The 25,065-nt window shown below is 30.1% G+C and carries 24 protein-coding genes; 7 read left to right on the top strand and 17 right to left on the bottom strand.

Going from position 1 to position 25,065, the window contains the following annotated elements; all coding sequences use genetic code 11:
- Window positions 1-5 precede the first annotated feature (5 nt).
- Genes ACZ5VL_RS08130 through hemC form a run of 6 tightly spaced genes read left to right on the top strand, consistent with a single transcriptional unit; the run spans window position 6 to window position 5,614 of the window.
- Complete coding sequence (locus ACZ5VL_RS08130) at window positions 6-407, top strand: hypothetical protein (protein WP_464198617.1); 402 nt, start codon at window positions 6-8, stop codon at window positions 405-407.
- On the top strand, window positions 400-1,293 hold the full coding sequence (locus tag ACZ5VL_RS08135; RefSeq protein WP_464198619.1) for a polyprenyl synthetase family protein: 894 nt from the start codon (window positions 400-402) through the stop codon (window positions 1,291-1,293). Before ACZ5VL_RS08130 ends, ACZ5VL_RS08135 begins: the two co-directional genes overlap by 8 nt.
- Window positions 1,293-2,600, top strand: coding sequence for a glutamyl-tRNA reductase (gene hemA / locus ACZ5VL_RS08140; protein WP_464198621.1), 1,308 nt, complete (start codon window positions 1,293-1,295; stop codon window positions 2,598-2,600). Before ACZ5VL_RS08135 ends, hemA begins: the two co-directional genes overlap by 1 nt.
- Window positions 2,590-4,302, top strand: coding sequence for a proline--tRNA ligase (locus ACZ5VL_RS08145; RefSeq protein WP_464198623.1), 1,713 nt, complete (start codon window positions 2,590-2,592; stop codon window positions 4,300-4,302). Before hemA ends, ACZ5VL_RS08145 begins: the two co-directional genes overlap by 11 nt.
- Entirely contained in the window at window positions 4,287-4,664 is a 378-nt protein-coding gene (locus ACZ5VL_RS08150) for an FxsA family protein (protein ID WP_464198624.1), read from the top strand. The genes ACZ5VL_RS08145 and ACZ5VL_RS08150 overlap by 16 nt, the downstream gene beginning before the upstream one ends.
- Complete coding sequence (hemC, locus tag ACZ5VL_RS08155) at window positions 4,661-5,614, top strand: hydroxymethylbilane synthase (RefSeq protein ID WP_464198626.1); 954 nt, start codon at window positions 4,661-4,663, stop codon at window positions 5,612-5,614. The genes ACZ5VL_RS08150 and hemC overlap by 4 nt, the downstream gene beginning before the upstream one ends.
- 59 nt (window positions 5,615-5,673) lie before the next feature.
- Here the strand turns inward: hemC and ACZ5VL_RS08160 are convergent, their stop codons facing one another.
- The 7 genes from ACZ5VL_RS08160 to ACZ5VL_RS08190 all read right to left on the bottom strand — a co-directional run bounded on the left by ACZ5VL_RS08160 (window position 5,674) and on the right by ACZ5VL_RS08190 (window position 13,525).
- A complete protein-coding gene (locus ACZ5VL_RS08160) occupies window positions 5,674-6,825 on the bottom strand; it encodes an iron-containing alcohol dehydrogenase (RefSeq protein ID WP_464198627.1) in 1,152 nt (383 codons plus the stop codon).
- Between the two features lie 50 nt (window positions 6,826-6,875).
- Window positions 6,876-7,169 carry a thioredoxin family protein gene (locus tag ACZ5VL_RS08165; protein WP_464198628.1) on the bottom strand — a complete coding sequence of 98 codons (294 nt, stop codon included), beginning with the start codon at window positions 7,167-7,169 and terminating at the stop codon, window positions 6,876-6,878.
- Between the two features lie 9 nt (window positions 7,170-7,178).
- Window positions 7,179-8,174 carry a permease gene (locus ACZ5VL_RS08170; RefSeq protein ID WP_464198629.1) on the bottom strand — a complete coding sequence of 332 codons (996 nt, stop codon included), beginning with the start codon at window positions 8,172-8,174 and terminating at the stop codon, window positions 7,179-7,181.
- Window positions 8,175-8,241: 67 nt separating this feature from the next.
- The gene (locus tag ACZ5VL_RS08175) at window positions 8,242-8,511 is read right to left on the bottom strand and encodes an ArsR/SmtB family transcription factor (RefSeq protein WP_464198630.1); all 270 of its coding nucleotides are present in this window, start codon (window positions 8,509-8,511) and stop codon (window positions 8,242-8,244) included.
- Window positions 8,512-8,529: 18 nt separating this feature from the next.
- Window positions 8,530-11,550, bottom strand: a complete 3,021-nt coding sequence (locus tag ACZ5VL_RS08180; protein ID WP_464198632.1) for an efflux RND transporter permease subunit — start codon at window positions 11,548-11,550, stop codon at window positions 8,530-8,532.
- A gap of 3 nt (window positions 11,551-11,553) precedes the next feature.
- Complete coding sequence (locus ACZ5VL_RS08185) at window positions 11,554-12,279, bottom strand: efflux RND transporter periplasmic adaptor subunit (protein ID WP_464200316.1); 726 nt, start codon at window positions 12,277-12,279, stop codon at window positions 11,554-11,556.
- Window positions 12,280-12,298: 19 nt separating this feature from the next.
- Window positions 12,299-13,525: a TolC family protein gene (locus ACZ5VL_RS08190; RefSeq protein WP_464198634.1), complete on the bottom strand. Its 1,227-nt coding sequence runs from the start codon at window positions 13,523-13,525 to the stop codon at window positions 12,299-12,301.
- Between the two features lie 85 nt (window positions 13,526-13,610).
- On the opposite strand from ACZ5VL_RS08190, the gene ACZ5VL_RS08195 reads away from it, so the two are divergent.
- On the top strand, window positions 13,611-14,468 hold the full coding sequence (locus ACZ5VL_RS08195) for a DMT family transporter (protein WP_464198636.1): 858 nt from the start codon (window positions 13,611-13,613) through the stop codon (window positions 14,466-14,468).
- Here the strand turns inward: ACZ5VL_RS08195 and fliP are convergent.
- From fliP to lptE, 10 genes are all read right to left on the bottom strand, one after another.
- A complete protein-coding gene (fliP, locus tag ACZ5VL_RS08200) occupies window positions 14,436-15,167 on the bottom strand; it encodes a flagellar type III secretion system pore protein FliP (RefSeq protein WP_464198639.1) in 732 nt (243 codons plus the stop codon). The two genes, ACZ5VL_RS08195 and fliP, sit on opposite strands and share 33 nt — an antisense overlap.
- Before the next feature lie 218 nt (window positions 15,168-15,385).
- Window positions 15,386-16,051: a 3-methyladenine DNA glycosylase gene (locus ACZ5VL_RS08205; RefSeq protein ID WP_464198641.1), complete on the bottom strand. Its 666-nt coding sequence runs from the start codon at window positions 16,049-16,051 to the stop codon at window positions 15,386-15,388.
- Complete coding sequence (locus ACZ5VL_RS08210) at window positions 16,038-16,847, bottom strand: TIGR00282 family metallophosphoesterase (RefSeq protein ID WP_464198643.1); 810 nt, start codon at window positions 16,845-16,847, stop codon at window positions 16,038-16,040. Before ACZ5VL_RS08210 ends, ACZ5VL_RS08205 begins: the two co-directional genes overlap by 14 nt.
- A 6-nt stretch (window positions 16,848-16,853) precedes the next feature.
- Entirely contained in the window at window positions 16,854-17,630 is a 777-nt protein-coding gene (locus ACZ5VL_RS08215) for an ATP-binding protein (protein ID WP_464198645.1), read from the bottom strand.
- On the bottom strand, window positions 17,627-20,587 hold the full coding sequence (locus ACZ5VL_RS08220; RefSeq protein WP_464198647.1) for a DEAD/DEAH box helicase: 2,961 nt from the start codon (window positions 20,585-20,587) through the stop codon (window positions 17,627-17,629). Before ACZ5VL_RS08220 ends, ACZ5VL_RS08215 begins: the two co-directional genes overlap by 4 nt.
- A gap of 27 nt (window positions 20,588-20,614) precedes the next feature.
- Entirely contained in the window at window positions 20,615-21,013 is a 399-nt protein-coding gene (locus tag ACZ5VL_RS08225) for a bactofilin family protein (protein ID WP_464198649.1), read from the bottom strand.
- Complete coding sequence (locus tag ACZ5VL_RS08230) at window positions 20,962-21,855, bottom strand: peptidoglycan DD-metalloendopeptidase family protein (protein WP_464200318.1); 894 nt, start codon at window positions 21,853-21,855, stop codon at window positions 20,962-20,964. Before ACZ5VL_RS08230 ends, ACZ5VL_RS08225 begins: the two co-directional genes overlap by 52 nt.
- On the bottom strand, window positions 21,842-22,993 hold the full coding sequence (locus tag ACZ5VL_RS08235; protein WP_464198651.1) for a Mur ligase family protein: 1,152 nt from the start codon (window positions 22,991-22,993) through the stop codon (window positions 21,842-21,844). Before ACZ5VL_RS08235 ends, ACZ5VL_RS08230 begins: the two co-directional genes overlap by 14 nt.
- Entirely contained in the window at window positions 22,980-24,542 is a 1,563-nt protein-coding gene (locus ACZ5VL_RS08240; protein WP_464198653.1) for a GGDEF domain-containing protein, read from the bottom strand. The genes ACZ5VL_RS08235 and ACZ5VL_RS08240 overlap by 14 nt, the downstream gene beginning before the upstream one ends.
- Window positions 24,532-25,065: an LPS assembly lipoprotein LptE gene (lptE, locus tag ACZ5VL_RS08245; RefSeq protein ID WP_464198655.1), complete on the bottom strand. Its 534-nt coding sequence runs from the start codon at window positions 25,063-25,065 to the stop codon at window positions 24,532-24,534. The genes ACZ5VL_RS08240 and lptE overlap by 11 nt, the downstream gene beginning before the upstream one ends.

Here is a 25,065-nt window from a genome sequence, read left to right on the forward strand (position 1 = left end):
ATTTATTGAGTGCACCTTTGGAATTTGCATATGAGCATAAATTTGAGCTTAAAAAAGATCAGATGGCTAGAGTTGCAATCAAACTAGTAGGCGAAGAAAAGCAACGAGAGATAGAATATTTTAACTTTAGATGGACTCTTTATGATGCAACAAATATGATAGTTCATAGTTGGTGGAGAAAATATCCTAGACAGATGACAGTATCACTAAGAACTGGATTAAAAGAGTATGATCAACTTCTTTTTGAACCAAAAGAAAGCTTCCCAAAAGATGAAGTTAGGCTCTATATTGCTTTTACAAAATACGAAAAGGGTATAGCTACTTTTGTGGTATATATAAAAGATGAAGCAAGTAGAGTTGAGGTTAAATTTATTGATCCAAAAAAAGATAAGGATAATAATGGATAATATAGACGGCATTATGATAAGTATGATAAAAGAATTTGATTACAAGCCATTAAACGATATGCTTTCAAACATAAATTCAGGGAAAAAACTTAGATCAAAACTTCTTTTAAAGATAGCAAAAGAAAATGAAATTTCCTTTAAATTGTGCGCAATTATAGAGCTAATCCATGCAGCAAGCCTTCTTCATGATGATGTTATAGATGAAAGCCACACAAGAAGAGGTAAAGCAAGTATAAATGCTATTTATGGCGCTAAAAACGCAATAATGCTAGGAGACATCTTATACTCAAAAGGATATTTTGAACTAAGCAAATTTGACAGCTTTATATCTAACAGTATATCCAATGCCGTTAGTTTACTTAGTATTGGTGAAATGATGGATGTTTCTATGAGTGAAGAGTTTAATTACAATAAAGAAATATACATAAAAATGATATATTATAAAACATCTGTTTTAATAGAAGCTACCGCAAAATGTGGCGCATTTTTAGCAAATTTAAATACTCAAGATTTTGCAAATTATGGTAAAAATTTGGGCATAGCTTTTCAAATAATTGATGATATTTTAGATATTACACAAGATTCAAAAACGCTTGGAAAACCTGCTTTAAATGATTTTAAAGAAGGAAAAACTACCCTGCCCTATATTTATCTTTATGAGAAATTAGATAAAGAAGATAAAAAATATCTTGTTTCTTTATTTAAAAAAGACTTAAATACAAAAGAACAAGATTGGATAAAATCAAATTTAAATAAATTTAATATTATAGAAAAATGCATCACAGAAGCTAAAGAATATGGCAACGATGCAATAAATTCAGTTAAAAAATATAATTTAACAGATCTTGAAGATATGGTTAAAAGTATGATAGATAGGACATTTTAATGTATTATATGAGTATTAGCTTCACACATAAAAATACAGATATTTGTGTGCGTGAAAAACTCTCTTTTTCAAACAATGAAACAAAGAGAAAATTTTTAGAAACTATTTGTTCTACAAAATATGTAAGCGAGGCTATGGTGCTTAGCACCTGTAATAGAGTTGAAATTTTCACTAGAAGTTTAGAGCCAAAGAGAGCCGAAGATCTCATACTTTTTGAACTTCATCAAGTAAGTAGTATAGATTTAACAGAGCTCACAACAAGGGCTGATATATATGAAAACGAAGGAGCGATACATCACCTTTTCTCTGTTGCAAGCTCTCTTGATAGCTTGGTTATAGGCGAAACACAAATAGTTGGCCAACTCAAGGATGCATTTATTTTTGCCTATGAAAATGGCTTTGCTAAGTTAAATATAAGCAGGGCTATGCATTATGCTTTTAAGTGTGCAGCTAGCATACGTAATTCAACTGATATATCTAAAAATTCAATATCAGTTTCGAGTGTAGCCGTAGCAAAAGCAAAAGACATTTTTGGTTCTCTAAATGGCATGAAAGCACTAGTTGTTGGCGCAGGAGAGATGAGCAGACTTGCTTGCAAGCATCTTATAACAAGTGGAGCCAAAGTTACTATAATAAATATAAGTTTAGAAAATGCAAAAGCTCTAGCAGATGAGCTTGGTCCAAATGCCTCATATGACTCAATATCCAAACTCGCTCAATATATAGATGAAAGCAAAATGATATTTAGCGCAACTGGTGCTCCTCATACTATTATAACTGATGATATGATAGAAGAGAAAGATTTTGATAGATACTTTTTTGATATAGCAGTTCCAAGAGATATTAATATAAGTATAAATGATAAAATACATGTATATGCCGTTGATGATCTAGATGAAATTGTCAAAAAAAATGTAGCCTTAAGAGAAGAACAAGCACAGATTGCCTACGCTTTAGTTGGAGATATGACAAATGAGTTTTTTAAATGGTTGCAAAGCTTAGCATCAACTCCAATCATCAAAGCTTTAAGATACAAAGCAAAAGAAATAGCAGAAAATGAAATAACAAAAGCTCTCAAAAAAGGATATTTAAAACACTCAGATGAAGAAGAAGTAAAAAAACTTATTCATCAAGTTTTTAAGGCTTTTTTACATACTCCAACTGTCAATTTAAGAGATCTAGGCGATAAGATGGAAGCTGATGCTATTATTAGATCAGTACAGTATATCTTTGATATAAAAGATAAATTTGAAGAGTTTAATTTCTATAAATGTGAATATGAATGGGAGAAAAATAGTGAAATTTAGCAAACTTTACGCACCTACAACAAAAGAAGCTCCAAAAGATGCTACTCTTCCTAGCCATATATTTTTATTAAGGGCTGGATTTATTGGGCAAATTGGAAGTGGGCTTTATAATTTTTTACCACTTGGTCAAATGGTAATAAGCAAGATTAAAAATGTGATAAGACAAGAAATGAACGAAACTGGAGCTGGTGAAATAACAATGAGCATGGTAACGCCTGCTGATTTTTGGAAACAAAGTGGCAGATATAACTATTATGGAAAAGAACTTTTAAGATTTAAAGATAGAAAAGAAAATGATTTTGTATTAAGTCCAACAAATGAAGAAAGTATTGTAAATATAGTAAAAAATAGTATTACAAGTTATAAACAACTTCCTTTACATTTATATCAGATAAATACTAAATTTAGAGATGAAGCAAGACCTAGATTTGGGCTTTTAAGAGGTAGGGAATTTGTAATGGCTGATAGTTACAGCTTTCATGATTCAAAAGAATGTATGAAACGCGAATTTGATCTTATGGAACAAACTTACTCAAATATATTTAGCAAGCTTGGATTAAATTTCAGAGCAGTTGATGCAGATAGTGGTGCAATAGGTGGAAGCGGAAGCAAAGAATTTATGGTACTTGCAGATAATGGTGAAGATGACATTTTGGTTTGCGATAGTTGTAAATACGCAGCCAACATAGAAGCCGCAAAAAGATCTCCAATGCAAACAAACGCAGAACTTCCTGAAGCTGATATGAGCAAATTTCATACTCCAAATTTAAAAACTATAGATAATATTGCAAATTTTTTCAAAGTTGATAAATTTTATACTATAAAAGCAGTTATAAAAAAAGCTATCTATGAAGATGAAAGCAAAATAATAGCTTTTTTTATTAGAGGATGTGACGAACTACAAGAAAAAAAGGCACAAAACGCTTGCAATGCCATAGAGCTTGTTGATGCTAGCGAAGAAGAAATTTTAAAATCTGGTTTAGTTCCTGGATTTTGTGGTCCACTTGGCTTAAAAGGGTCTAATTTTTATATAGATAGCGAATTAAAGGGTGCCACGCAGATGATTTGCGGTGCAAATGAGAAAGACTATCACATGGTTGGCGTAAAGATTGTAAATTTCAACGAAGATAGATTTAAAGATTTAATAGCTGTAAAAGATGGTGATATTTGTCCTCATTGTGGCGGTAATCTACATATCACAAAAGGCATAGAAGTAGGACATATCTTTCAGCTTGGAGATAAATATTCAAGTGCTATGAATGCAACTTTTCTAGATATAAATGGAAAAGCAAAACCATTTTTTATGGGATGCTATGGCATAGGAGTTAGTCGCTTAATGGCTGTTATCATTGAAGCAAATCATGACGAAAAGGGTTGTATTTGGAATGAACAAACTGCACCATTTAAACTAGAAATAATCATCTCAAACACAAAAGATGAAGATCAAGTTAAATTCGCTAATGAAATATATAAACAATCTAAAACCATAGGCATAGAAACACTACTTGATGACAGAAGCGAAAGATTTGGCGTTAAGATGAGTGAATTTGAGCTCATGGGATTTCCTTATGGTCTGCTTATTGGAAAAAGCTTAAATGAAGGCAATGTTGAGCTAATAGAGCGCAAAACTCTAAATAAAATTATAGTTAAAAAAGATGAAATTTTAGATAAACTAAAAGGTATTTTATGCAAAGATCTTTAGGATTTTTTTATGTCTTATTTGAAGTTTTAGCAATCTATATATTTGTAAATGAGTATGGATTTTTAAAGCTGTTTTTAGAAATCATAATAAGTGGTGTCGTGGGTTTTATGCTTTTATTTAGATTTGGATTTATAAATATGACAAATTTAAGCTCACCAATGCAAATGATAAGTAACTTTGGTATCAGCATAGGCGGATTTTTGATAATGTTACCTGGAATAGTATGCGATATAATAGGCATTTGTATTATTATATTTTCAGTATTTGCAAAGAAAAATGTTAACACAAGCAAGAGCTTTAAAAAAGACAACACACAAGAAGATATTATAGATGTTGAAGTAATAGATGAGGATAAAAAATGAAAAAATTGGTTATAGCAACAAGACGAAGTGCTCTAGCAATGTGGCAAAGCGAGTTTATACAAAGTGAGATTAAAAAAACTCATGACATAGAAGTTGAACTTTTAAGCATGAAAACAAAAGGTGATATAGTCTTAGACTCTCCACTTGCTAAAATCGGCGGCAAAGGACTTTTTACTAAAGAACTTGAAGAAAGCATGTTAAGAAATGAAAGCCACATAGCAGTTCATAGTCTAAAAGACGTTCCAGTAACTTTTCCTGATGGTCTTATACTAGCTGCAATTAGCAAAAGAGAAGATATAAGAGATGCTTTTGTAAGTGAGAAATTTAAAAGCTTAAATGAGCTCCCACAAGGAGCAAGAGTTGGCACTACAAGCCTTAGAAGAAGAATGCAACTTCTTATGATTAGACAGGATTTAACTATAGTTTCTCTTAGAGGCAACGTAAATACACGTCTAAGAAAACTAAAGGAAGGTCATTTTGATGCAATCATTTTAGCACTAGCAGGTATAAAAAGACTAGGACTAGATAAAGAGATAAAATTTGTTACTCCTTTTGAACTTGATGAAATGATACCTGCTATGGGGCAAGGCGCGCTTGGTATTGAAGCCATAAAATCAAAAGATATTTTAGATGTGATAAACTTTATAAATGATGAAAAATCCTTCATAGAAACCACTATAGAGCGCGATTTTGTTACTATGCTAAACGGTGGTTGTCAAGTTCCCATAGGTATAAATGCAAATTTAGATGGCAATGATATAAAAATAAGAGCCGTTCTTGGAATGCCTGATGGAAGCGAAATTTTAAAAGAAACATTAGTTGTAAAAAAAGATGAGTATAAAACTATAGGTAAAGATTTGGCAACTAAATTTATAAATAAAGGCGCGAAAGAGCTTTTAGCAAAAGCCGAAATAATGGCGGAAAAACTTCAACTAGAAAATATTTACTAATTTTAAAGCGTATTAAAATACATATTATTTTATATATTTTAATACAAATTTATTCTATTTTATTTTGCATTTATAAGGATAATCCTAACAACTTCTGGAGTAACTTCATCGTGTTCTCCCCAAATTTTATACCTTTGGTTAAATCTCTCACTAATCCTAATAGCAGCATCTTTTTCATCTATACCATAGTCACTAAGATGAGTTTTAACACCAAGCGAGTTAAAAAACTCCTCTATCTTATCTATACACTTTAATGCAATTTGATCCTTATTTCCCTCTATCTTAAACGCCTCTATTCCGAGCTTATAAAGCTTTTCTTTTTTATTTTTCATATGCAGCCTATATCTGCTTGGTAAAACTATAGCTAGACTTTGTGCGTGATCTATGCCGTAAAATCCAGTAAGTTCATGTCCTATCATATGTACAGCCCAGTCTTGAATAACCCCTGCACTTATCCATCCGTTTAATCCACATGTCGCACACCAACATATGTTTGCCATAACATCATAATTACTTGGATTTTCTATTGCCTTTGGCCCTTCTTCAAGAAGAGTTCTTAAAATACCTATAGCCCATAAATCTTGCATAGGAGTATTTATATCCCATGTCGCATACTGTTCTAAAGTATGGACAAAAGTATCCACAATGCCATTTTGAATTTGTCTAAGCGGTAAAGTTGCAGTATGACTTGGATCAATGATAGAAAATTTAGGAAATACTAAATAGCTTTTAAAAGACAATTTATCATTTGTGCTTCTTCTTGATATAACACCACCGTTATTCATCTCAGAACCAGTTGCAGGAAGTGTCATAACACTTGCTATAGGAAGGGCATTTTTAGCGATTTTTTTGCCTTCTAATAAGCTCCACTCATCACCATTTTCATAAAAAATCATCGCTATAAATTTTGTAGTATCCAAAACACTACCGCCACCAACTGAGAGTAAAAACTCTATTTTATTTTGTTTAGCAAAATCTCTTGCCTTCAAACAAGTATCAAAATCAGGATTTACCTCAATGCCACCAAATTCTACAAAATCAAACCCTCCTATAGCATCTATAACTTCATCATAAACGCCATTTTGTTTTATACTTCCACCACCATAAAGAAGTAAAATTTTTTTATCTTTTGGAAGAAGCGAAGAAAGTTTTGCAACCTCTCCTTTTCCAAAAAGTATTTTAGTTGGAGTATAAAGTGTAAAGTTATTCATTTTTATCCTTTTTGTATATTGTAAATATTATACATCGTTAAGATAAATTGTTATTTATCAACATTTTCCTTTATCAAATTTACTATCTCATTTACACTCAAAACCCTACCATAACTTAGTACTTTTTCATCCACAATAAGTGCAGGAGTACTCATAACACCATATCTAGCTATCTTAACTGGATCTTTTATATGCCCTATTTCCTCGCTAATGCCTAATTCTCTTAATGCATATATAGTATTTTCCTCAAGTTCATTGCATTTTTTACATCCAGTTCCAAGAATTTTTATCCTTGCATTTTCATTTAAATTATCATCTTGTATTTTTTTAAATTTAAAAAACATTTTTTCTCCTTATATGAAAATTTTCTCAAAAATATTAAAAATATAACCCACAGCTACGATACTAATAACACAATACCCTATAAACATAGTTAAAAGTTTTGGCTTTATAGCTCTACTTAGCATTATCATAGATGGTAAAGAAAGCGTAGTTACAGCCATCATAAAAGATAACACAACGCCAAGCACGGCTCCTTTTGTATAAAGCGCTTCAGCTATAGGAATAACGCCAAATATATCAGCATACATAGGTGCCCCAACTAGCACAGCTATAATAACCCCAAAAGGATTATCGCTTCCAAGAGTATTTTGAACAAAATCTTGCGGTATCCAGTTATGTATGTAAGCACCTATTGCAACGCCAACTAATATGTAGGCAAAAACTTTTTTTAAAGTTTGCCAGGTTTGCTCTTTTGCGTAAATCAGTCTATCTTTTGTGCTCATTTTATACTCTTGTAAATTTGCACTTTGTATATTTAAGATGTATTCTTGGATATGCTTTTTTTCATCAAGTTTACCAAGAAGTGTTCCGCCAATTACTGCTATAACAAGCCCAACTATAACATAAATCACTGCGATTTTTAGCCCAAAAATACTACCTAACAAAACAAGCGAACCAAGATCAACCATAGGAGAAGATATAAGAAAAGATAGCGTTACGCTAAGTGGCAAACCAGCGGAGCTAAAACCTATAAAAAGTGGAATAGATGAACAAGAGCAAAATGGCGTAACAGTTCCAAGAAGAGCTGCGATGATGTTTGCAAAAATGCCTTTAAATTTCCCTAGTATATTTTTACTTTTTTGAGGGGAAAAATAACTTTGAATGTATGAGATTAAAAATATTAAAACACATAAAAGTATAGTTATTTTTAAGACATCATAAATAAAAAAGTGTAAACTTGCACCAAATTTACTATCTAAATTTACTCCAAAATTTAAAAGTAAATTTTGGAGTAAATCACTTAACCACTGCATACCTAAAACTTGTTTTGTAAAAAAACTATCCAATTTTCTTTCCTTTATTTTATAGATACATTGAAATATATCTATGTATTATACAAAAATTTTTCTAAATTTATTTTATGTTAGCAACCAAATCTTTTGCCAAATTTAACCCATCTTCATTTAAACTATAATGCATCCATTTGCCATCTTTTCTAGATTTAACAATATTTGCATCACAAAGTATCTTCATATGATGAGAAAGCGAAGGTTGTTTTATATCAAGCTCTTCAAGCAACACACAAGCACATCTCTCACCGCCACGCAAAATATCAAGTATCTTTAGTCTATTTGGGTCACAAAATGCTTTAAAAACTTTAGCATTATGTATAAATTTATCCAAATTTGATCCTTTTTTGAGTTATATTTTATCTCTTTCGTAAATTTTTCTAACCCTCTTATCTAGTTTATAAAACGAGCTAAACATAGCAGGAACGACTAAAAGCGTAAGAATGGTTGAGCTTATAAGGCCGCAAATGATACAAATAGCCATAGGCGAGTTGCCCTCATACCCGACACCTTTACTAAGTGCTAGTGGAAGCATAGCAAAAATCATAGCAAATGTTGTCATTAAAATAGCCCTAAGACGAAGCTTACCGGCTTTAAGTATAGCATCATGCAAATCTTGCCCATCATTTGCAGCTCTATTTGCAAAATCTACCACCAAAATAGCATTTTTCCCAACCATACCAAAAAGCAAAATCATTCCAACCATTACAAAAAGACTAAAACTATTTTGAGTTAGATACAGCCCTATAGCAACACCGCTAAAAGCAAGCGGCATAGTTATCATGATAATTATAGGAAGCACAAAACTCTCATAAAGAGAAGCAAGAACGATATACATCAAAATGGCACTAATAATAATTGTAGTTAAAAATGCCTGATTTGTATCTTCCATAAGCTCTATATCTCCAGTAAATTTATACGTATAACCATCTTTTATAATCTTATCAAACTCTTCTTTTGAGTCTTTTGTAACTTTATTTAAAGGTATATTTTGAATATTTGCAGTTATAAGACTTTCTCTTTTTTTATCATAATGGAGTATATTTGCTGGAGCTTTTATATCTATAAAATCAACCATTGAAGAAACATATATATTATTATTTGCACTATTTTTTACTTGAATCTTTTTTAAGTCATCTAAATTTTGTCTAAATTTATCATCAAATCTCATAGAAATATCATAAGTTGTGTTTTTATGCGTAAAGCTTCCAACAACATTTGATGCAAAAGATGATCTAAGTACATTTGCTATATCATAAGGATTTACACCAAATTTTCTTGCCTTTTCTTTGTTTAAAGTGATGGAAATTTGTATAGACTTATCATCACTACTATTTTTTAAATCCACAACCCCATCAATGTTTTGAAGTATCTCTTTTGCCTTGCTTGAAATTTCATCTAACTTTTCAAAACTATCACCAGTTATAACAAGTTGAACAGGCTCATTTATGCCACCAACATCAGCAATAGGTATAGCTGCTATCCTTATAGTTAGGTTATCAAATTTAAAATCTTTTCTATATTTTCCTATAATCTGCTTTTGTCTAAGCTCTCTTTTATCTAATGGAGTTAATCTTACATATATTCTTGATTTATAAGCTTCTTTTGCATCAGTATATCCAAGCATAAGAGTTGAATACTCAATATTTTCCTTATCATTATTTACTTTTTTAAATACTTCAAGAGAAAGATTTTTCATATTTTCAAGACTAACACCTGGAGTTGCCTCGATATCAATATAAAACTCTCCATTATCTTCCATTGGCAAAAAATCTATACCTATACCTTTAGCTAGAAAACCAGTCAACACTATAATCACAATTGTTATAATGATAAAAATGAGCTTAAATTTTAAAACCAAATTTAAGAGTTTTTCGTATGAATTTTCTAAAAATTTAAAAATAAAATCTGTTTTTTTATAAAACTTACTCTCATCTGCTTTAACAAATCTTGAAGCAAGCATAGGTATAAGCATCATGGAAACAAAAAACGATATAACTATACCGCCAGCTACACTTAGGGCAAATGATTCAAAAAACCTACCAACTATACCATTCATAAATCCCATAGGTATAAAAACACAAAGCAAAACAGTGCTTATACCAAGAACGCTAAAAGCTATATCTTTTACGCCATTTAATGCTGCTTGTATGGTATTTTCTGAGTCTTTTAATTTTTTTGATATATTTTCTATAACAACTATAGCATCATCTATAAAAATACCAATACCAAGCGTTAGGGCAACTAGAGTTAAGCGGTTTAAATCATAACCAAGAGCGTAAATTATAAAAAATGTCCCTATTATAGAAACAGGAACTGAAATCGTAGCAATAAGTGTTGAGGTAAAATTTCTAAGAAATAAAAATACAATTGCCATTGTTAAAACAACACCAAAACTCATGTCAAAAAATACTTGATCTACATTTTTTAAAATATTTTCTTTTTTATCAAAAGCAATCTTATACTCAAACTCATCGCCTAAAATTTGCTTTAATTCATCTAAATTTTTACTAACATTATCTATAGTTTTAATAGAATTAGCGCCATTTACTTTTATGATATCTAGTAAAACACCTTCTTTGTCATTCATTATAGCCATGGATTCATTATCATCAAAACCACTTTTTATGGTAGCTACATCACTTAAAAAAACTCCTGGCATTATCCTAACACTTGATAAATCCTCCAAGCTCTCAGCCTCAAAATCACTTTTTAAGTAAATTTCTGACTGACTATCTATAATTTTTCCAAGTGGCGCTTTAAAATTATGCGTTTTTAAGATATTTGATACATCTTTTGCACTAAGGGAATATTTATCAAGCTTGTTTGCATCTAAAAAAACTCTTATTTGAGGTTCTAGGTATCCCACATCCTCAATCTTGCCCACACCTTCTATATGTTCAAGAAATGGCTTTACTTTATCATTTATGATGTTCATTAAAGCTTTTTTATCATCTTTTTTAGAGTTTAGAAAAATACTCATAACATGACCGCTATCACCAGAGAGCTTTTCTATGAGCATTTTGCCGTCTATTTTTACATCACTTAATTTATCTCTTATGTCATTTGCTGCAACTTCAATATTTTTTGAAAGTTTAAACTTAACTATAACAACACTAACATTACTATAGCTAATTGAGTTTATACTATCAATAGCATCTATACTAGATACCGCGTCTTCTATTTTTTTGCTAACTTCTGTTTCTATAAAATGTATGTCGCCGTTTGCATATGAAGTTATTTTAATTATAGGAATTTCAACATTTGGGAAAAGATTTACTGGCATAACCTTAAGACTATAAATGCCAAAAATAATAAGTGAGAGAAATAGCATAAATGTCCCAACTGGTCTGTTTAGTGCAAATTTAAACATATGTTATTTCACTTCTTTTCTTGTTGTATCTATCTTACCTTCACCAAAAGCACCTGGTGTTAGGTTTGTTGTATAAACTTCGGCATAAATCTTTCTTGTTTTTTCATCAATGCGAGGATAAATCATGTCTATTTTGGCAACTTGATCTTTTTTATCATCTACACTATAAATAAATTTTTGCCCTACTTTTACGATATTTTTATACTTTTCATCAAAGCTTAAAACCAGCTTTACCTCAGGATATGAAAACATAGCAAAAAGTGGTTGTGCACTACCACTAACACCTTCTGCTACATCTATAAATTTAGCAGATATTACTCCATTATAAGGAGCTTTTAAAACTTTTTTATCAAGCATATCTTTTGCGTTTTTTATAGCTATCTGTGCACTTTGCGCTTTTAGTGATGCACTATCAAAATCGAATTTAGCATTTTCATAGACTTGTTTTGAAGTTACATTTCTTACATTGTCAAATTTATCAAGTGTGCTTTTTGCATGATCTTTAGATGTAAGTGCTAATTTTAGATCATTTTGTGCTTTTTGAAGCATTATTTGTTCGCTTTCATTTTTAAGTTCCAACAAAACATCACCCTTTTTAACTCTATCTCCAACATCGACATAAATTTTATCTACTATGCCAATGCTTTGCATAGCTAATTTTGAGCTATTTTTAGCAACCACATCAAAACTTGCATATACAAAATCTTCAGCATTTAATTCGCAAAGCATGCAAAAAAATATAAAAATTTTATTTATTAATCTCATCTAATACATCCATTCCTAAAAGATAATAATATTTTGCTTTATTTATCTCATAGCTGTTTTGTTCCATATTTAAACCAGCTCTAGCCTCATAAAGTCTTGAAAGCGCGGATAAAAAGTCATTATAGCTCATAAGACCTGCTTGATATTTTTGATTTGTCGCATCAAAACTTGTAATTGTTGCGTTTAGCCTGATTGTATCTGCATCAATTTTGGCCTTATTTAAGTTCAATTTTGAAATTAAATTTTTTACATCAATTTTATTTGATTTTTCTTTAAAACTTTTACCAAGTTCAGCAATTTTACTCTCATACTGCTTTATTTCTACCTCTTTTTTTGTTTTACCAAATTCAAAGATATTCCACTCAAACATAGCCATGATTGCTTTACTATCTTTTTGTTCTACGGTCATTATTGGAAAATTAAACTTTTCATATCCATACATTGCTTTTAGGTAAAACTTAGGCAAATACTCCGATTTTGCTATGTCAACTTCTTCTTTTTTAGCCAAAATTTGATCACTCATCTTTAAAAGCTCTGCATTTTGGTTTGCTTCATTAAAATTTGGCTCATTTATGACAACATTTTGAGCAAAATTATCCACACTTTCATTTGAGATAAGCTCTATGTCATTTTTTATCTCATTTAATTTTATTTCTAACTCTAATTTACTAGCAACTTGTTCATGATAAAATGCATTTAAGCTCTCATATTCATCAACTGCACAAAGTCCGGCTTTATAAAACTCATCTATTCTTTTTAAATTTTCACTTACATAGTTTATTTGAGAATTTTTTGCATCTATGAGTGAGTTTATATTTTTAGCACTAAAGTATAAGGTTATCATGTCAAGTGCTATTTTATTTTTTGTATCTAAAAACTGAGTTTGAGCAAAGTTTGCAAGATGTTCTAGTGATCTAAAACTAGCTTCTCTTTTGCCACCATCATAAATCATAAAATCCACATTTAAAGACACAAATTTACTTTCATCAGGAATTATGGGTATTGAAGAATCATTATCTAAGCCAACATATCCACCCTTTAAGCTAATACTTGGCATATAAGCACTTTTTGTCTTGGATAGCTCATTTCTAGCATTTATGCTTTTAAGATGATCTATTGTAGCTATTTCATTTTGTTGTGCTTTTAATATAATTTCACTTAAATTCATTGCATAAATTAGCGCAGGAGCAAAAAGTAGCCATAATTTCATAAAGTTTAGCCTATTTATTATATTAGTTTTGGTGTATAATTATAAGAAACTTCTTATAAATTATTGATAAATTTAAAGGATTAACTTGGATACCCATTTAAAAGGTATATTTTTAGTGATAATAGGTGTTGTTTTAATGAGCTTTGAATCGCTTATAGTTAGAGCAACAAGTAGCGATGTATTTAGTTTGAGTATGTATTTTGGATTTTTTTTAGCAGTTTCATCTTTTTTAATCTCGCTAAAAAATGGCTTAAACTATACTATAAAATCTTTTTTTATAGAAAAAAATGCTCTTTTAATAGCATCATTTTGCATGGCATTTGCAAATTTTTTCTTTTTTTACTCTGTAAAATACATAGGAATTACAATAACTGTTTTAATATATGCATCATGTCCTATATTAACAGCAACCTTGGAAAGCCTTTTTTATCAAAAAAGAGCTGGAATTATGCTTTATATAACATCTATCTTGATAATATTTGGTCTTTTTATAGCCATAAAAGACAATATAAAAGCTGAAGAAATCCTAAATATATTACTTTGTTTAATTGGACTAATTTGTTTTAGTTTAATTTACCTCATACTTAGCAATAAAAAAGAAGTAGATAGAAGAAGCGTTATAACACTTTGCGGTTTAATACTATTTTGTTTTATGTTGCCTTTTGGAAATATAAATATTTCTCAAAGAGATCTTTATCTTATATTTTTCATGGGTTTTTTATTAACAACTATATCAAGATTATCTATAGGTTATGGCGCAATGCTTATTTTAGGAGCAGAAGTTACGCTAATATGTGTTTTAGAAAGTATCCTAGCTCCAATTTGGGGTTATTTATTGCTTGGAGAAAAAATTACTCAAAATATGCTTATGGGTGGAGCTATAAGTTTGCTAGCTATAACTGTTTATATCTTAGTGAAAGCTCGCCACAAGATTGCCTATTAAAAGATTCCAACCATCAACTAACACAAAGATAAGTAACTTAAATGGAAGTGATATCATCGTTGGTGGCAACATCATCATACCCATAGACATAAGCACAGAACTAACAACCATATCAACAACTAAAAATGGCAAATATAGTAAAAACCCTATCTCAAAGGCGGTTTTTAACTCACTTATTACAAAAGCTGATATAACAATACTAAAAGGTATATCATCAACTGTTGCTGGATTTTCTAAATTTCTTATACGAAAAAATAAAGCCAAATCTTTTTCTCTTGTGTTTCTAATCATAAAATCTTTAAAAGGTTTTGCTCCTTTTTCAAAAGCAACTTCATAGCTTATCTTTTCTTCAAGATATGGTTTAACTCCATCATTATAAGCTTGCTTTCCAACTGGCTCCATAATAAAAAAAGTTAGTATCATAGCAAGTGAGATTAAAATGGTATTTGGTGGCATTTGCTGCGTTCCCATAGCTTGTCTCATAAAAGAAAAAACTATAACAAGCCTTAAAAAGCTTGTCATCATAAAAATGAGACTAGGAGCCATAGCAAGAAGAGTTAGGACAATTAAAACATTTAGAGATGTTACTAATTGACTTGGAGTATCTGGTGCACTAAGACTTAAATTTACAGTTGGTATCGTGGTTTCTGCACCAATTAGGCTAACAGCAAAGATAAAAAATAAAATTATAAATCTCAAAAAACGCCTTTAAAAAATAAACTATATTTTAGTTAAATTTGATTAAATTTATAGTTAAATTCTTTGCAATTTTAAATTTAAAAGATATAATTATAAAAAATTAAAAGGATAGTTTGCTATCCAGACGATGGGCAAAATGATTTAGCACTTATGAACAAACTTCAAGACAATATAAGAGACAACTATAGCATAATCATAGATATGTTAAAAACAAAAAATTAAAAGTCTATAAAACTATAAAATATCTCATCAGCCTTTTTACTAAATTTGCTTCCTCTTAAGTGAATTTTACAAAACTCTACTATAGCGCCATGAAATCTAGAATAAATTTCATTTAAGCTTAAATTTTCGCCATAGTAATTACAAATAGCCTCAACATCTATACTCTCTAACCATTCCCTAGCTTCATCGTAACTTTCAAACTCGTAGTTTAGTTTACATAAAATCCTTTTTGTATAGCTATCAACTACCATTATATCACGCTCACAAGCATAACAAAGTATGGCATCGCAACTCTCAAAACCTATACCTTTTTGAGAAATTAACCACTCTCTACTAACTAGGCTCTTAAAACTATCAAAATCACCAAAATCTTTTAAGATGTTTTTACAAAGCGCATTTATCCTTTTTGCTTTGACATTGTGAAATCCACTTGGTTTTATAAACTCACTTAAAACTGCCAAGTCACAGTTTCCTATGTTTTCTAAACTTAAAATGTTTGCATTTTTTAAATTTAGTAGAGATTTATCAACATTTTCCCATTTTGTATTTTGAGTTAAAATAGCACTTATTACAACTTCAAATGTGCCATAATTTGGCCACCATTTATCTTTTACATTAACACCGCTTTTTAATATAGCAACAAATAGCTCATCGCTTTGCAAAAATCGCCCTTTGAGTTAAAATTTCGTCGATTCCATCAATTAATCTAATCTTAAAAGCATCCACTGCTTTGCCATTATCATCAGTTTCAAACACTACCATTTGCAAAGCTCTTTTTGCATCTTTATCTACACTAAAAGATCGTTTTAGCCCTGTAGTAAAAGTGTATATCGGTGAACTTGCCTCAAAACCTATCACATCAAAATAGTTACCACTAAGCCCAACATCGCTTACATAAGCAGTGTTGTTATAAATTTGCAAATCATCGGTTCCAACATGTGTATGAGTGCCAAATATTGCACTAACTTTGCCATTTAAATAACACATCAACGCTCTTTTTTCACTAGTTGTCTCAGCATGAAAATCTATCAAGATGTTTTTACTTTCACTTTTTAAAATAGCTTCATTTGCTGATAAAAAAGCATTGTTTGTAAGAGAAAAACCATAATTTCCTATTAAATTTATTATACATAAACCAACATTTTCTTTTTTTAAATTTATTATGCCTTTGCCACTTGTTCCTTCGTAGTAATTGTATGGGCGAAGAATTGGCATTTGTTCCATCAAATTAATTATATCTTTTTGATCGAAGCTATGATTTCCACCAGTTATTGCATCAACCTCAGCTTGCAAAATCTCTAAAGCATTTTTGGCACTAAGACCAAAGCCGCCGCTTGCATTTTCGCAGTTTGCTACCAAAAAATCAAGCTTATAAGTTTTTTTAAGCTCCCTAGCATTTGAAATAAGCACCTCTCTACCAGGTCTTCCTATGATATCTCCTATAAATCCAGCTCTCATTATAAATTAATTTTTACTTTCTAATAAACTTTTATATTCAAAATAAAATTGTTTTGCAGTTCTTCCACTTCTAGAACCCTTTAACATAGCATAAGCTTTAGCTTGCTTTACAAGCTCATCTTCATCGCATTTAAAAGTAGTAAAATAGTGCTTAACAATGCTTATATACTGATCATAGCTTTCTTGATAAAAACTAATCCAAAGCCCAAAACGATCAGCTAAAGAAATTTTTTCATCCACACTATCACCATAATGTAGCTCACCGCTTGTCACATAAACGCTGTCATTATCGCTTTTTTCTTCACTTACTAGATGTCTACGATTTGATGTCATATAAACAAGCACATTTCTTGGTGCTTTTTGGATACTGCCTTCTAAAACTGGTTTTAAAAACTTATAGCTATCATCTCCTTTTTCAAATGAAAAATCATCACAAAATATTATAAATTTATGTTTCTCATGGCGTAACTCATCTATGATATCAGCTAAATTTTCAAGATCACTTTTGTTTAGCTCGATAATCCTTAAGTTTTTATCTTTTAATACCCAAAAGACAGCTTTTACAAGGCTTGATTTACCACAGCCTCTCTCACCCCAAAGCAAGGCATGATTTGCACCTTTATCATTTATGAAATTTATAGTGTTAGATAAAAGTCTATTTTTTTGCTCATCTATGCCTATTAAATCATCTAAATTTACAGCGTCTATATCGAGAGTTTTTACAGCTTTTAAGCCGTTTTTACTCTTTCTAAAAATAGCTGCATAGGTTTTTTCCCAATTCATTTCTTTCCTTCTTTTCTAAGGTAGATCAAAACCTCGTTTAAGATATCATCATCATCTTTGCTTTTTGATTTTAACTTTACACTATCGCCATTTTGTTTTTTAAGAGTAATATTTTGTTCATAGTTTCCAATATAACTAAAGTCTTGTTTTATAGCCATAACTTTTATTGCCATTAACTCTATAAACTGAGATGTATAGATATCAAGATGACCAAATCTATCTTCTATCTCGCTTTGAATTTCATAAACCTCTTTTATCTCACCACACTTGCTAAGTCTTCTATATAGCTCAAGCCTTAGCCTATCTTCGCTTATAAAATCACTATTTAAAAATGCATTTACACTTAGTTTGAGCTCTATTTCTTTGTTTTCTTTGGCTAAATTTTGATTTAAAAGAGTATTAATCTGCGTTTCAAGCATTCTTAAATAAAGTGAATAACCAATAGCTTCTATATGGCCACTTTGCTCAACGCCTACTAAATTTCCACCGCCTCTAATCTCTAAATCATGATAAGCTAGCACCGAGCCAGCTCCTAAAAATGAGTTACTCTCAAGCGAAACAAGTCTTTTTGTACTCTCGCTACTTAAACTTAGCTTATCTTCAACCAAGAAGTAGCAAAACCCTTGCTTATCACTTCTTCCGACGCGTCCTCTAAGCTGGTGCAAGTCAGCCATACCGAAGTTATTTGCATTGTTTATAATGATTGTATTTACATTTGGCAAATGAATGCCACTTTCTACTATGCTTGTGCAAAGCAGGACATCATACTCTTGGTTTGCAAATTTAATCATCTCTTCTTCAGTGATTTTTGGATCAATCTTTGAGTGAAGCATTAGAATTTTTAAGCTTGGAATGATACCAAGAAGCTCCTTTTTAGCATTTTGCATAGTTGCTATATGATTGTGTATATAAAACACCTGCCCCGCTCGCCTTAACTCTCTTGTAATCGCTTCTTTTATGACCTTTTCATCCCACTCTTTTACAAGTGTTCTAATATCTAATCTGTTTTGTGGTGGTGTTGTAAGAGTGCTGTATGATTTTATAGAGCTTAGTGCCATATTTAAACTTCTTGGAATAGGTGTTGCGCTCATACTTAAAAGATGACAAGTTGATGAAATTTCTTTTAGTTTCTCTTTTTGTTTTACTCCAAATTTATGCTCTTCATCTATTATAATAAGTCCAAGATTTATATCTTTTATACTCAAAAGTGCGTGAGTTCCAACACAAACGCAAGGTTTGTCTGATTTTAGCCTTGCGGTAATCTCTGCTTTTTGTTTCATAGTGCTAAAGCGATCAAATTTAAAAACATCTATATCATAACCATTAAAACGAGTTTTAAGTGTTGCATAGTGTTGTGAACTAAGAAGAGTTGTTGGAACAAAAAATAACACGCTATAACCACTTTTAACTGTTTTAAAAATGGCGTTCATGGCAACTTCGGTTTTACCAAAACCTACATCGCCACTTATAAGCCTATCCATAACTTTGCCACTTGCTAAATCTTTACTGATATCATCAATTGCTTTTACCTGATCTTTTGTGTATTCAAAGCCTGAGCTTTGCATGAACTTAAGATATTCTAAGCTGTCACATTCTATCTTTACGCCTTTTATAAGCTCTCTTTTTGCAGCAAGTTCGATAATGCTTGTTGCTATAATAAAAAGTTTTTCTCTAACTTTTTCTTTTATTTTGGCAAAACTGCCCTTACCAAGCTTATCTAAAATAGCAATATTTCCACTTCCTGCTATATATCTATCTATTTTATTTAGATGTTCAACTGGAAGCAAAAGCTTATCATTATTTTGATAAATTATAGCAACAAACTCTCTTTTACTTCCTAAAATTTCAACCAGCTCAAGACCTTCAAATTTACCTATGCCATAATCCTCATGAACTACTAAATCACCATTATTTAGTTCATCTAAAACAAGGCTTGATTTTTTAACTCTTTTTTTCTTTTCAAATTTGTTTAGCGATAATATAATTTCATCACTGCTTATCAAATTTATAACAAAAGGTGAAATTTCTAAGCTTACATTTGAAAACTCATCAAAATCAAAAGTTTTAAATGTTCCTTCATTTTTTGCAAGTATTTTTATCTTTTTATCTTTATGAAATTCTAAAAATTCTTTGTTTAAAGTGATATCAAGATCTTTAAAATGTTTTGCTTCTTTTATTATAGGAAGCTGTTTTAAAAAAGATAAATCTTTTTGGGTTACAATACCACTTGTATCTATTTCATGAGCTAAAATTACATTAAATTTATCAAAATAATCTTCAAATCCATCAATAGCCCAAAATCCAAGAGAGTTTAAATCATTTATAAAAGTATCACCATGCATTTGGGAAATTTTATTTGTTACATTTTCATACTCATTTTTGCTCATATAAGCTAAAAATGGAGAAATTTCTATACTTTCAAGTTCGGCTTTATCGCTTTTTTGAGTACTTGGATCATAGCGTCTTATACTTTCTATCTCATCATCGTTTAGCAAGATTCTGTATGGATTTTCATTTCCTATGCAAAATATATCTATAATCTCACCTCTAAAACTAACTTCTGCTTCACTTTCAACTATATCGACAATATTATAACCAAACCTTAAAATTTCATCTTTAAAAGAACTTAGCTCCAACTTATCGCCAAAGCTTAGTTTTATAGTATGAAAATGTGATTTTGATGGAAGTTTATTTAATAAAGTTCTTATAGGAGAGATGATAAGTTTTTTTGCATTTGATTTATAAAAGTTATTTAAAACAGAAGATATCTCAAAAAGTTCTGCATTAAACGGTCTTAAATCATCGCCAAAACTAGCCCTAAAATCAGGTAACTTATACGCCTTGATCCCGCAATAACTTACAACATCGCTTATAATTCTAGCTTCTTTATCATCTTCACAAACTATAATATCAAAATCACTTTTATCTCTACAAAACTCATAAACCTTACTTTGCACTACAATAAAACCTTTAAATCATCTTCATCATTTTTTTTCTAACAATATATCAAATTCTTCTTTTGGGGTATCATCACACTTTTTTCTAACACTGCTTTTTCCTTCAAAAGTTGCTTTTGCTTCTATAACTAGCTCTTCTGAAACTACATTACCTTTTATGCTTCCGCCTGCTAAAATTTGAATACTATCACAATCCACATCGCCTGAAAACGTTCCACTTACAATAAGCTTTTTAGCTTTTAGAGTCCCTTCTATATGTCCCTTGCTTCCTATAACTACAATAGAATTAGAAAAAATTTCTCCTTCTAACACTCCATCCACATGCAACATACTTTCAAGGTTAAACTCACCTTTTATTTTTGCACCACTTGAAATTACTGTTGTTTCTGTAGTTGGTCCGTTATCGTTTTTATTAAAGATTGCCATGGAACCCTGCCCTCCTTTTTAAATATTTCTTCAAAATTTTTACTATCCCAATTAATAAAATTTAAAGGGTCTAGTGGTTTTTGTATAAATCTAATCTCATAATGCACATGTGGTCCAGTTGAAAGACCAGTATTTCCACTATAACCTATCAAATCACCTTTTTTTATAAACTGTCCTTGCTTTACTACATCTTTTCTACTCATATGCGCATATCTAGTTTTAAAACCATAATTATGTTCAATTACAACTAGATAACCAAAACCATTATTTGCATTATACTCAGCAAGCTCTACTACACCATTAGCAGGTGCATAAATTGGAGTTCCTATATCCGCAGAAAGATCAAGTCCTGGATGAAACTCTTGTCTTTTTAGTATAGGATGTGTTCTCCATCCAAAATTTGCAGTAATTTTTTTATGATCAATAATTTTGCCATTTGGAATTTGAGAAAATATAATATTCATTTGATTAGTTGTAACTTTTATATCATCTATTCTTTCACTTAGCGTTACATTATCATCAGATGTTAATCCAATTTGTTCCTCCATTTCGGCAATTTTATCTTCTATAGCCTTAAAATCTTCATTTTTTTGGTCTATTTTGATTTGGAGTTCTTGATTTTGTACAAATAGTTCATTTTGCTTAGTTATAAGCTCATCTCTTTTTTTAGATAAATTTTGTGTATATTTAGTAAGTATGTAGATATATAAAACACCTATAATAAACGATAAAAAAGCGGCTCCCATGAAATATAAAATAATTTTCTTTATAAGTTTATTTAATGTAATATGTCTAGTGCCTTTAATATCGCTTATTGTGATAAGAAACTTATTTTTCAAAATAGTTCCTTAAAAAATGCTCAACAAGCATAAATGAACCAAAAACAAGATACTTTTCATTATCTTGGATACCTTTAAATTTTTTCCATTTTATACCAAGCTCATTTAGGCATTTTATTATCTTTTCACCGCCAAGCTCTCTATTGCTTTCATAATCCAAAATTTCAACTCTTTTAACTCTACCTTTAAAAAGCTTTAAAATTCCTTTTATATCTTTGTCTAAAAAAGCATTATAAACTAGTATAGTATCATTATTAGTGATATTTTCTAGAACTTTTTCAGCTCCAAGCTTATTATGCCCTACATCTACAATGATATTTGATGCAATTTTTTGCATTCTACCTTCTAAATTTAGATTTTTTAAATCTGATAATTTTACATCTTCTTGTAGAAATTTTGTAGCACTAAATGCTAGAGATAAATTTGTATACTGGAAATTAGCAAGTTTAAATTTTTGAATATATTCTATTACATCTAAAAAATCTTTTTTATCTAAAAAATCTTTTGCAAAAAAGATATTTGAACCTTTTTTAGTGGCAATTTCTTTTGCAATCTCAATAGAAACAGAATTCATATCATCATTTAAAATAGCATTTTTTGCCATTGAAATAAACTTTGTGGTTGAAATCTCTTCTATATTATTTCCAAGCATTCCAACATGATCAAGCCCAATAGGAGTAAACAAAGAGAGTTTTTTTTCAAAAACATTGGTTGCATCATGCTCAGCCCCCATGCCGGCTTCTAAAATAACATAATCACAATTTTCAAAAAGAGGTATTGTAAGAAGTGTGGCATATTCAAAATAGCTAATTTTATCTTTTATACCTTCATCTAATATATCTTGGATTCTTTTGTGAGCTATTTGTAATTTTTCATCATTAACAATATCATCATCCAAATAAAATCTTTCATTAAAGTTAAAAATATGTGGAGATGTATAATGTCCAATACTTTTACCAGACAATCTAAGCAACTGTGCTAAAAATCTACCAGTACTTCCTTTTCCATTTGTTCCAACAACATGAATGATATCTTTTTTTGCAAATTTATCTTTTATACTTTCATAAACTTCGAGCATGAAATTTGGATTAATTTTTTTATAATAAAGTGGTTTTTTATTTAAAAAATTAATTAGATTCATTATTAAGTTCTGGCATTATTTTGTTTCTACCAGTATTTTTAGCTTCATAAAGGAGCTTGTCTGCGGCCTCCAAAAAAGTATCGCGATCTTTATAGTCCATTCTACTTGCCACACCACAACTTACTGTTATTTCTATCTTTTTTTCTTTATAAATAAATTGGAATTTAGCAACTATATTTCTTATTTTTTCAGCTACAATGCATGCTTGCTTCAAATTTATATTTGGAAGCAAAACAACAAATTCTTCTCCACCATACCTACCAACATAATCAACTTCTCTTGTGTATTTTTTTAAAATAGAACCAAATGTTGAAAGTATAAGGTCTCCAGCATCATGTCCATATACATCGTTTATATTTTTAAATTTATCTAAATCAAAGAAACAAACAGAATAACTAATACCATATCTTGTATACATCTCATCAAGTTTGCTTATTTCTTGCATTAAACTTCGTCTTGTAGCGACCTTAGTTAAGAAATCTTCATTACTCTCTTTTTTTGCTTCATTTAATTTTGACTCCAACTCTTCAACTCTTGCCTTAAGTGAATTAATGGTCTCTTGATCGCTAGTCATTTGAATTTGATACTCTTCATTTTCTAAATCAAGAGTATCTGCTATACTCATAAGTTTTTGCTTTATTATATCAAAGCTATCATTTGCCAAATCTATAGAACCCAAGTTTTTCTTTATGACTTTCATACTTTTTGATCTATCTCTTGACATTAGCTTGGATGTTGTTAGCCTTGCATTTATACTATCTAAGATATTATTTAAAGCTATTGCCTTATTGCTCATCTCTGCAACATCTAACTCTATACGCTTTTTAACACCATTTTTTATATTTTTTGAAACTTGTGGCAAAGATAGAGAAGATGGATTTTGTTTGATATTTTTAGTTAAAATACTAAGTGTATCATTTTTTACAGTTGATATAGATGGAACTAAAGAAAGCAAAACAAGCTCTGAAAGACTTTGCATATCAGAACTATTTTGTTTTAAATTCACTATAATGTTATCTATGTCATCTACAAACTTAGCCATATCATCAGGTTTAGACAAACCATGAATTTCTAATTTCTTAAAAAAACTATCATCGTAATTAGCTGCAAAATCTCTCCACTTTTCGCTAAGTATGTTTAAGGTATTTTCATCTGTTTTTCTATCTAAGGTTGTGATTGTAGCATTTGCTAGGTTTTTTAGCTCTTTGTTTTGAAGTAAATTGGCAGTTTGCAAAATCTTCTTACAAAGCATACCAAAACTACTTATAATAATAGCGCATTGTGTTGGTTTTGCCATATTTAATCTAGAAATTATAAAAGCAAAAAGTTCATCTATGGTTTTTATATTTAGCTTTTTTACCTCAGAAGCGTATTGGCTACCAATCTTTTCTATGTATTTTTTTAACTTTTGACAATCTTTTGTAGAAACACCATATCTTGATGAAACTTCGCAAAATACTTGCGTATAATTATCCGGTGTTAAAACTAAATTCTTATTTTTAATCTCAATTAATGTTTCTTTTATTATTTCATTTAACTTACTTGTCATCTTTATATACTTTAATAGCTAATTTAGATACATACTCATCAAAAGCCTCATTAGAAGAGTTCTTTATAGCATTATATCTTTCTGTATCACTTATAACGCTATCAGTAAATCTTTTATTTCTAATTTTTTTACTTATTTTAAAATCATATTCGCCAGTAGTTGTTGTATTATTAACCGTACCATCTTTAAAATATGTTTGATAATTAATCACCAAAATTGTTTTATAGGTAGTAGCATACCCATATTTATCATATATCAAAGGTGAAAAAGTTATCGAATTTATAGAGACATAAATCCTTGAATCTGCACTTTTTTCATCTTTAGCCAAGTTTCTATTAAGTCTGTTTACAATACCTTCTCTTACAGCATCTTTAATATAAACACTATTTTTTGGATCTGACTTGCTTATAACAACATCTACAAAGACATTTTCTCCTAGTAAATCAGTAGTTATTTTTGAAATAGGTTGATATCCACAAGAAACCAAAAAAAAGCAGATTATTATAAAAAAAATATGTCTCAT

Source organism: Campylobacter sp. GTC17093, assembly GCF_055397635.1.

Coding starts and splice junctions, on each gene's coding strand:
- ACZ5VL_RS08135 (WP_464198619.1), top strand. CDS start 400: ATGGATAATATAGACGGCATTATGATAAGTATGATAAAAGAATTTGAT.
- hemA (WP_464198621.1), top strand. CDS start 1,293: ATGTATTATATGAGTATTAGCTTCACACATAAAAATACAGATATTTGT.
- ACZ5VL_RS08150 (WP_464198624.1), top strand. CDS start 4,287: ATGCAAAGATCTTTAGGATTTTTTTATGTCTTATTTGAAGTTTTAGCA.
- hemC (WP_464198626.1), top strand. CDS start 4,661: ATGAAAAAATTGGTTATAGCAACAAGACGAAGTGCTCTAGCAATGTGG.
- ACZ5VL_RS08160 (WP_464198627.1), bottom strand. CDS start 6,825: ATGAATAACTTTACACTTTATACTCCAACTAAAATACTTTTTGGAAAA.
- ACZ5VL_RS08165 (WP_464198628.1), bottom strand. CDS start 7,169: ATGTTTTTTAAATTTAAAAAAATACAAGATGATAATTTAAATGAAAAT.
- ACZ5VL_RS08180 (WP_464198632.1), bottom strand. CDS start 11,550: ATGTTTAAATTTGCACTAAACAGACCAGTTGGGACATTTATGCTATTT.
- ACZ5VL_RS08185 (WP_464200316.1), bottom strand. CDS start 12,279: ATGCTTTGCGAATTAAATGCTGAAGATTTTGTATATGCAAGTTTTGAT.
- ACZ5VL_RS08190 (WP_464198634.1), bottom strand. CDS start 13,525: ATGAAATTATGGCTACTTTTTGCTCCTGCGCTAATTTATGCAATGAAT.
- ACZ5VL_RS08210 (WP_464198643.1), bottom strand. CDS start 16,847: ATGAGAGCTGGATTTATAGGAGATATCATAGGAAGACCTGGTAGAGAG.
- ACZ5VL_RS08215 (WP_464198645.1), bottom strand. CDS start 17,630: ATGAATTGGGAAAAAACCTATGCAGCTATTTTTAGAAAGAGTAAAAAC.
- ACZ5VL_RS08225 (WP_464198649.1), bottom strand. CDS start 21,013: ATGGCAATCTTTAATAAAAACGATAACGGACCAACTACAGAAACAACA.
- ACZ5VL_RS08235 (WP_464198651.1), bottom strand. CDS start 22,993: ATGAATCTAATTAATTTTTTAAATAAAAAACCACTTTATTATAAAAAA.
- ACZ5VL_RS08240 (WP_464198653.1), bottom strand. CDS start 24,542: ATGACAAGTAAGTTAAATGAAATAATAAAAGAAACATTAATTGAGATT.
- lptE (WP_464198655.1), bottom strand. CDS start 25,065: ATGAGACATATTTTTTTTATAATAATCTGCTTTTTTTTGGTTTCTTGT.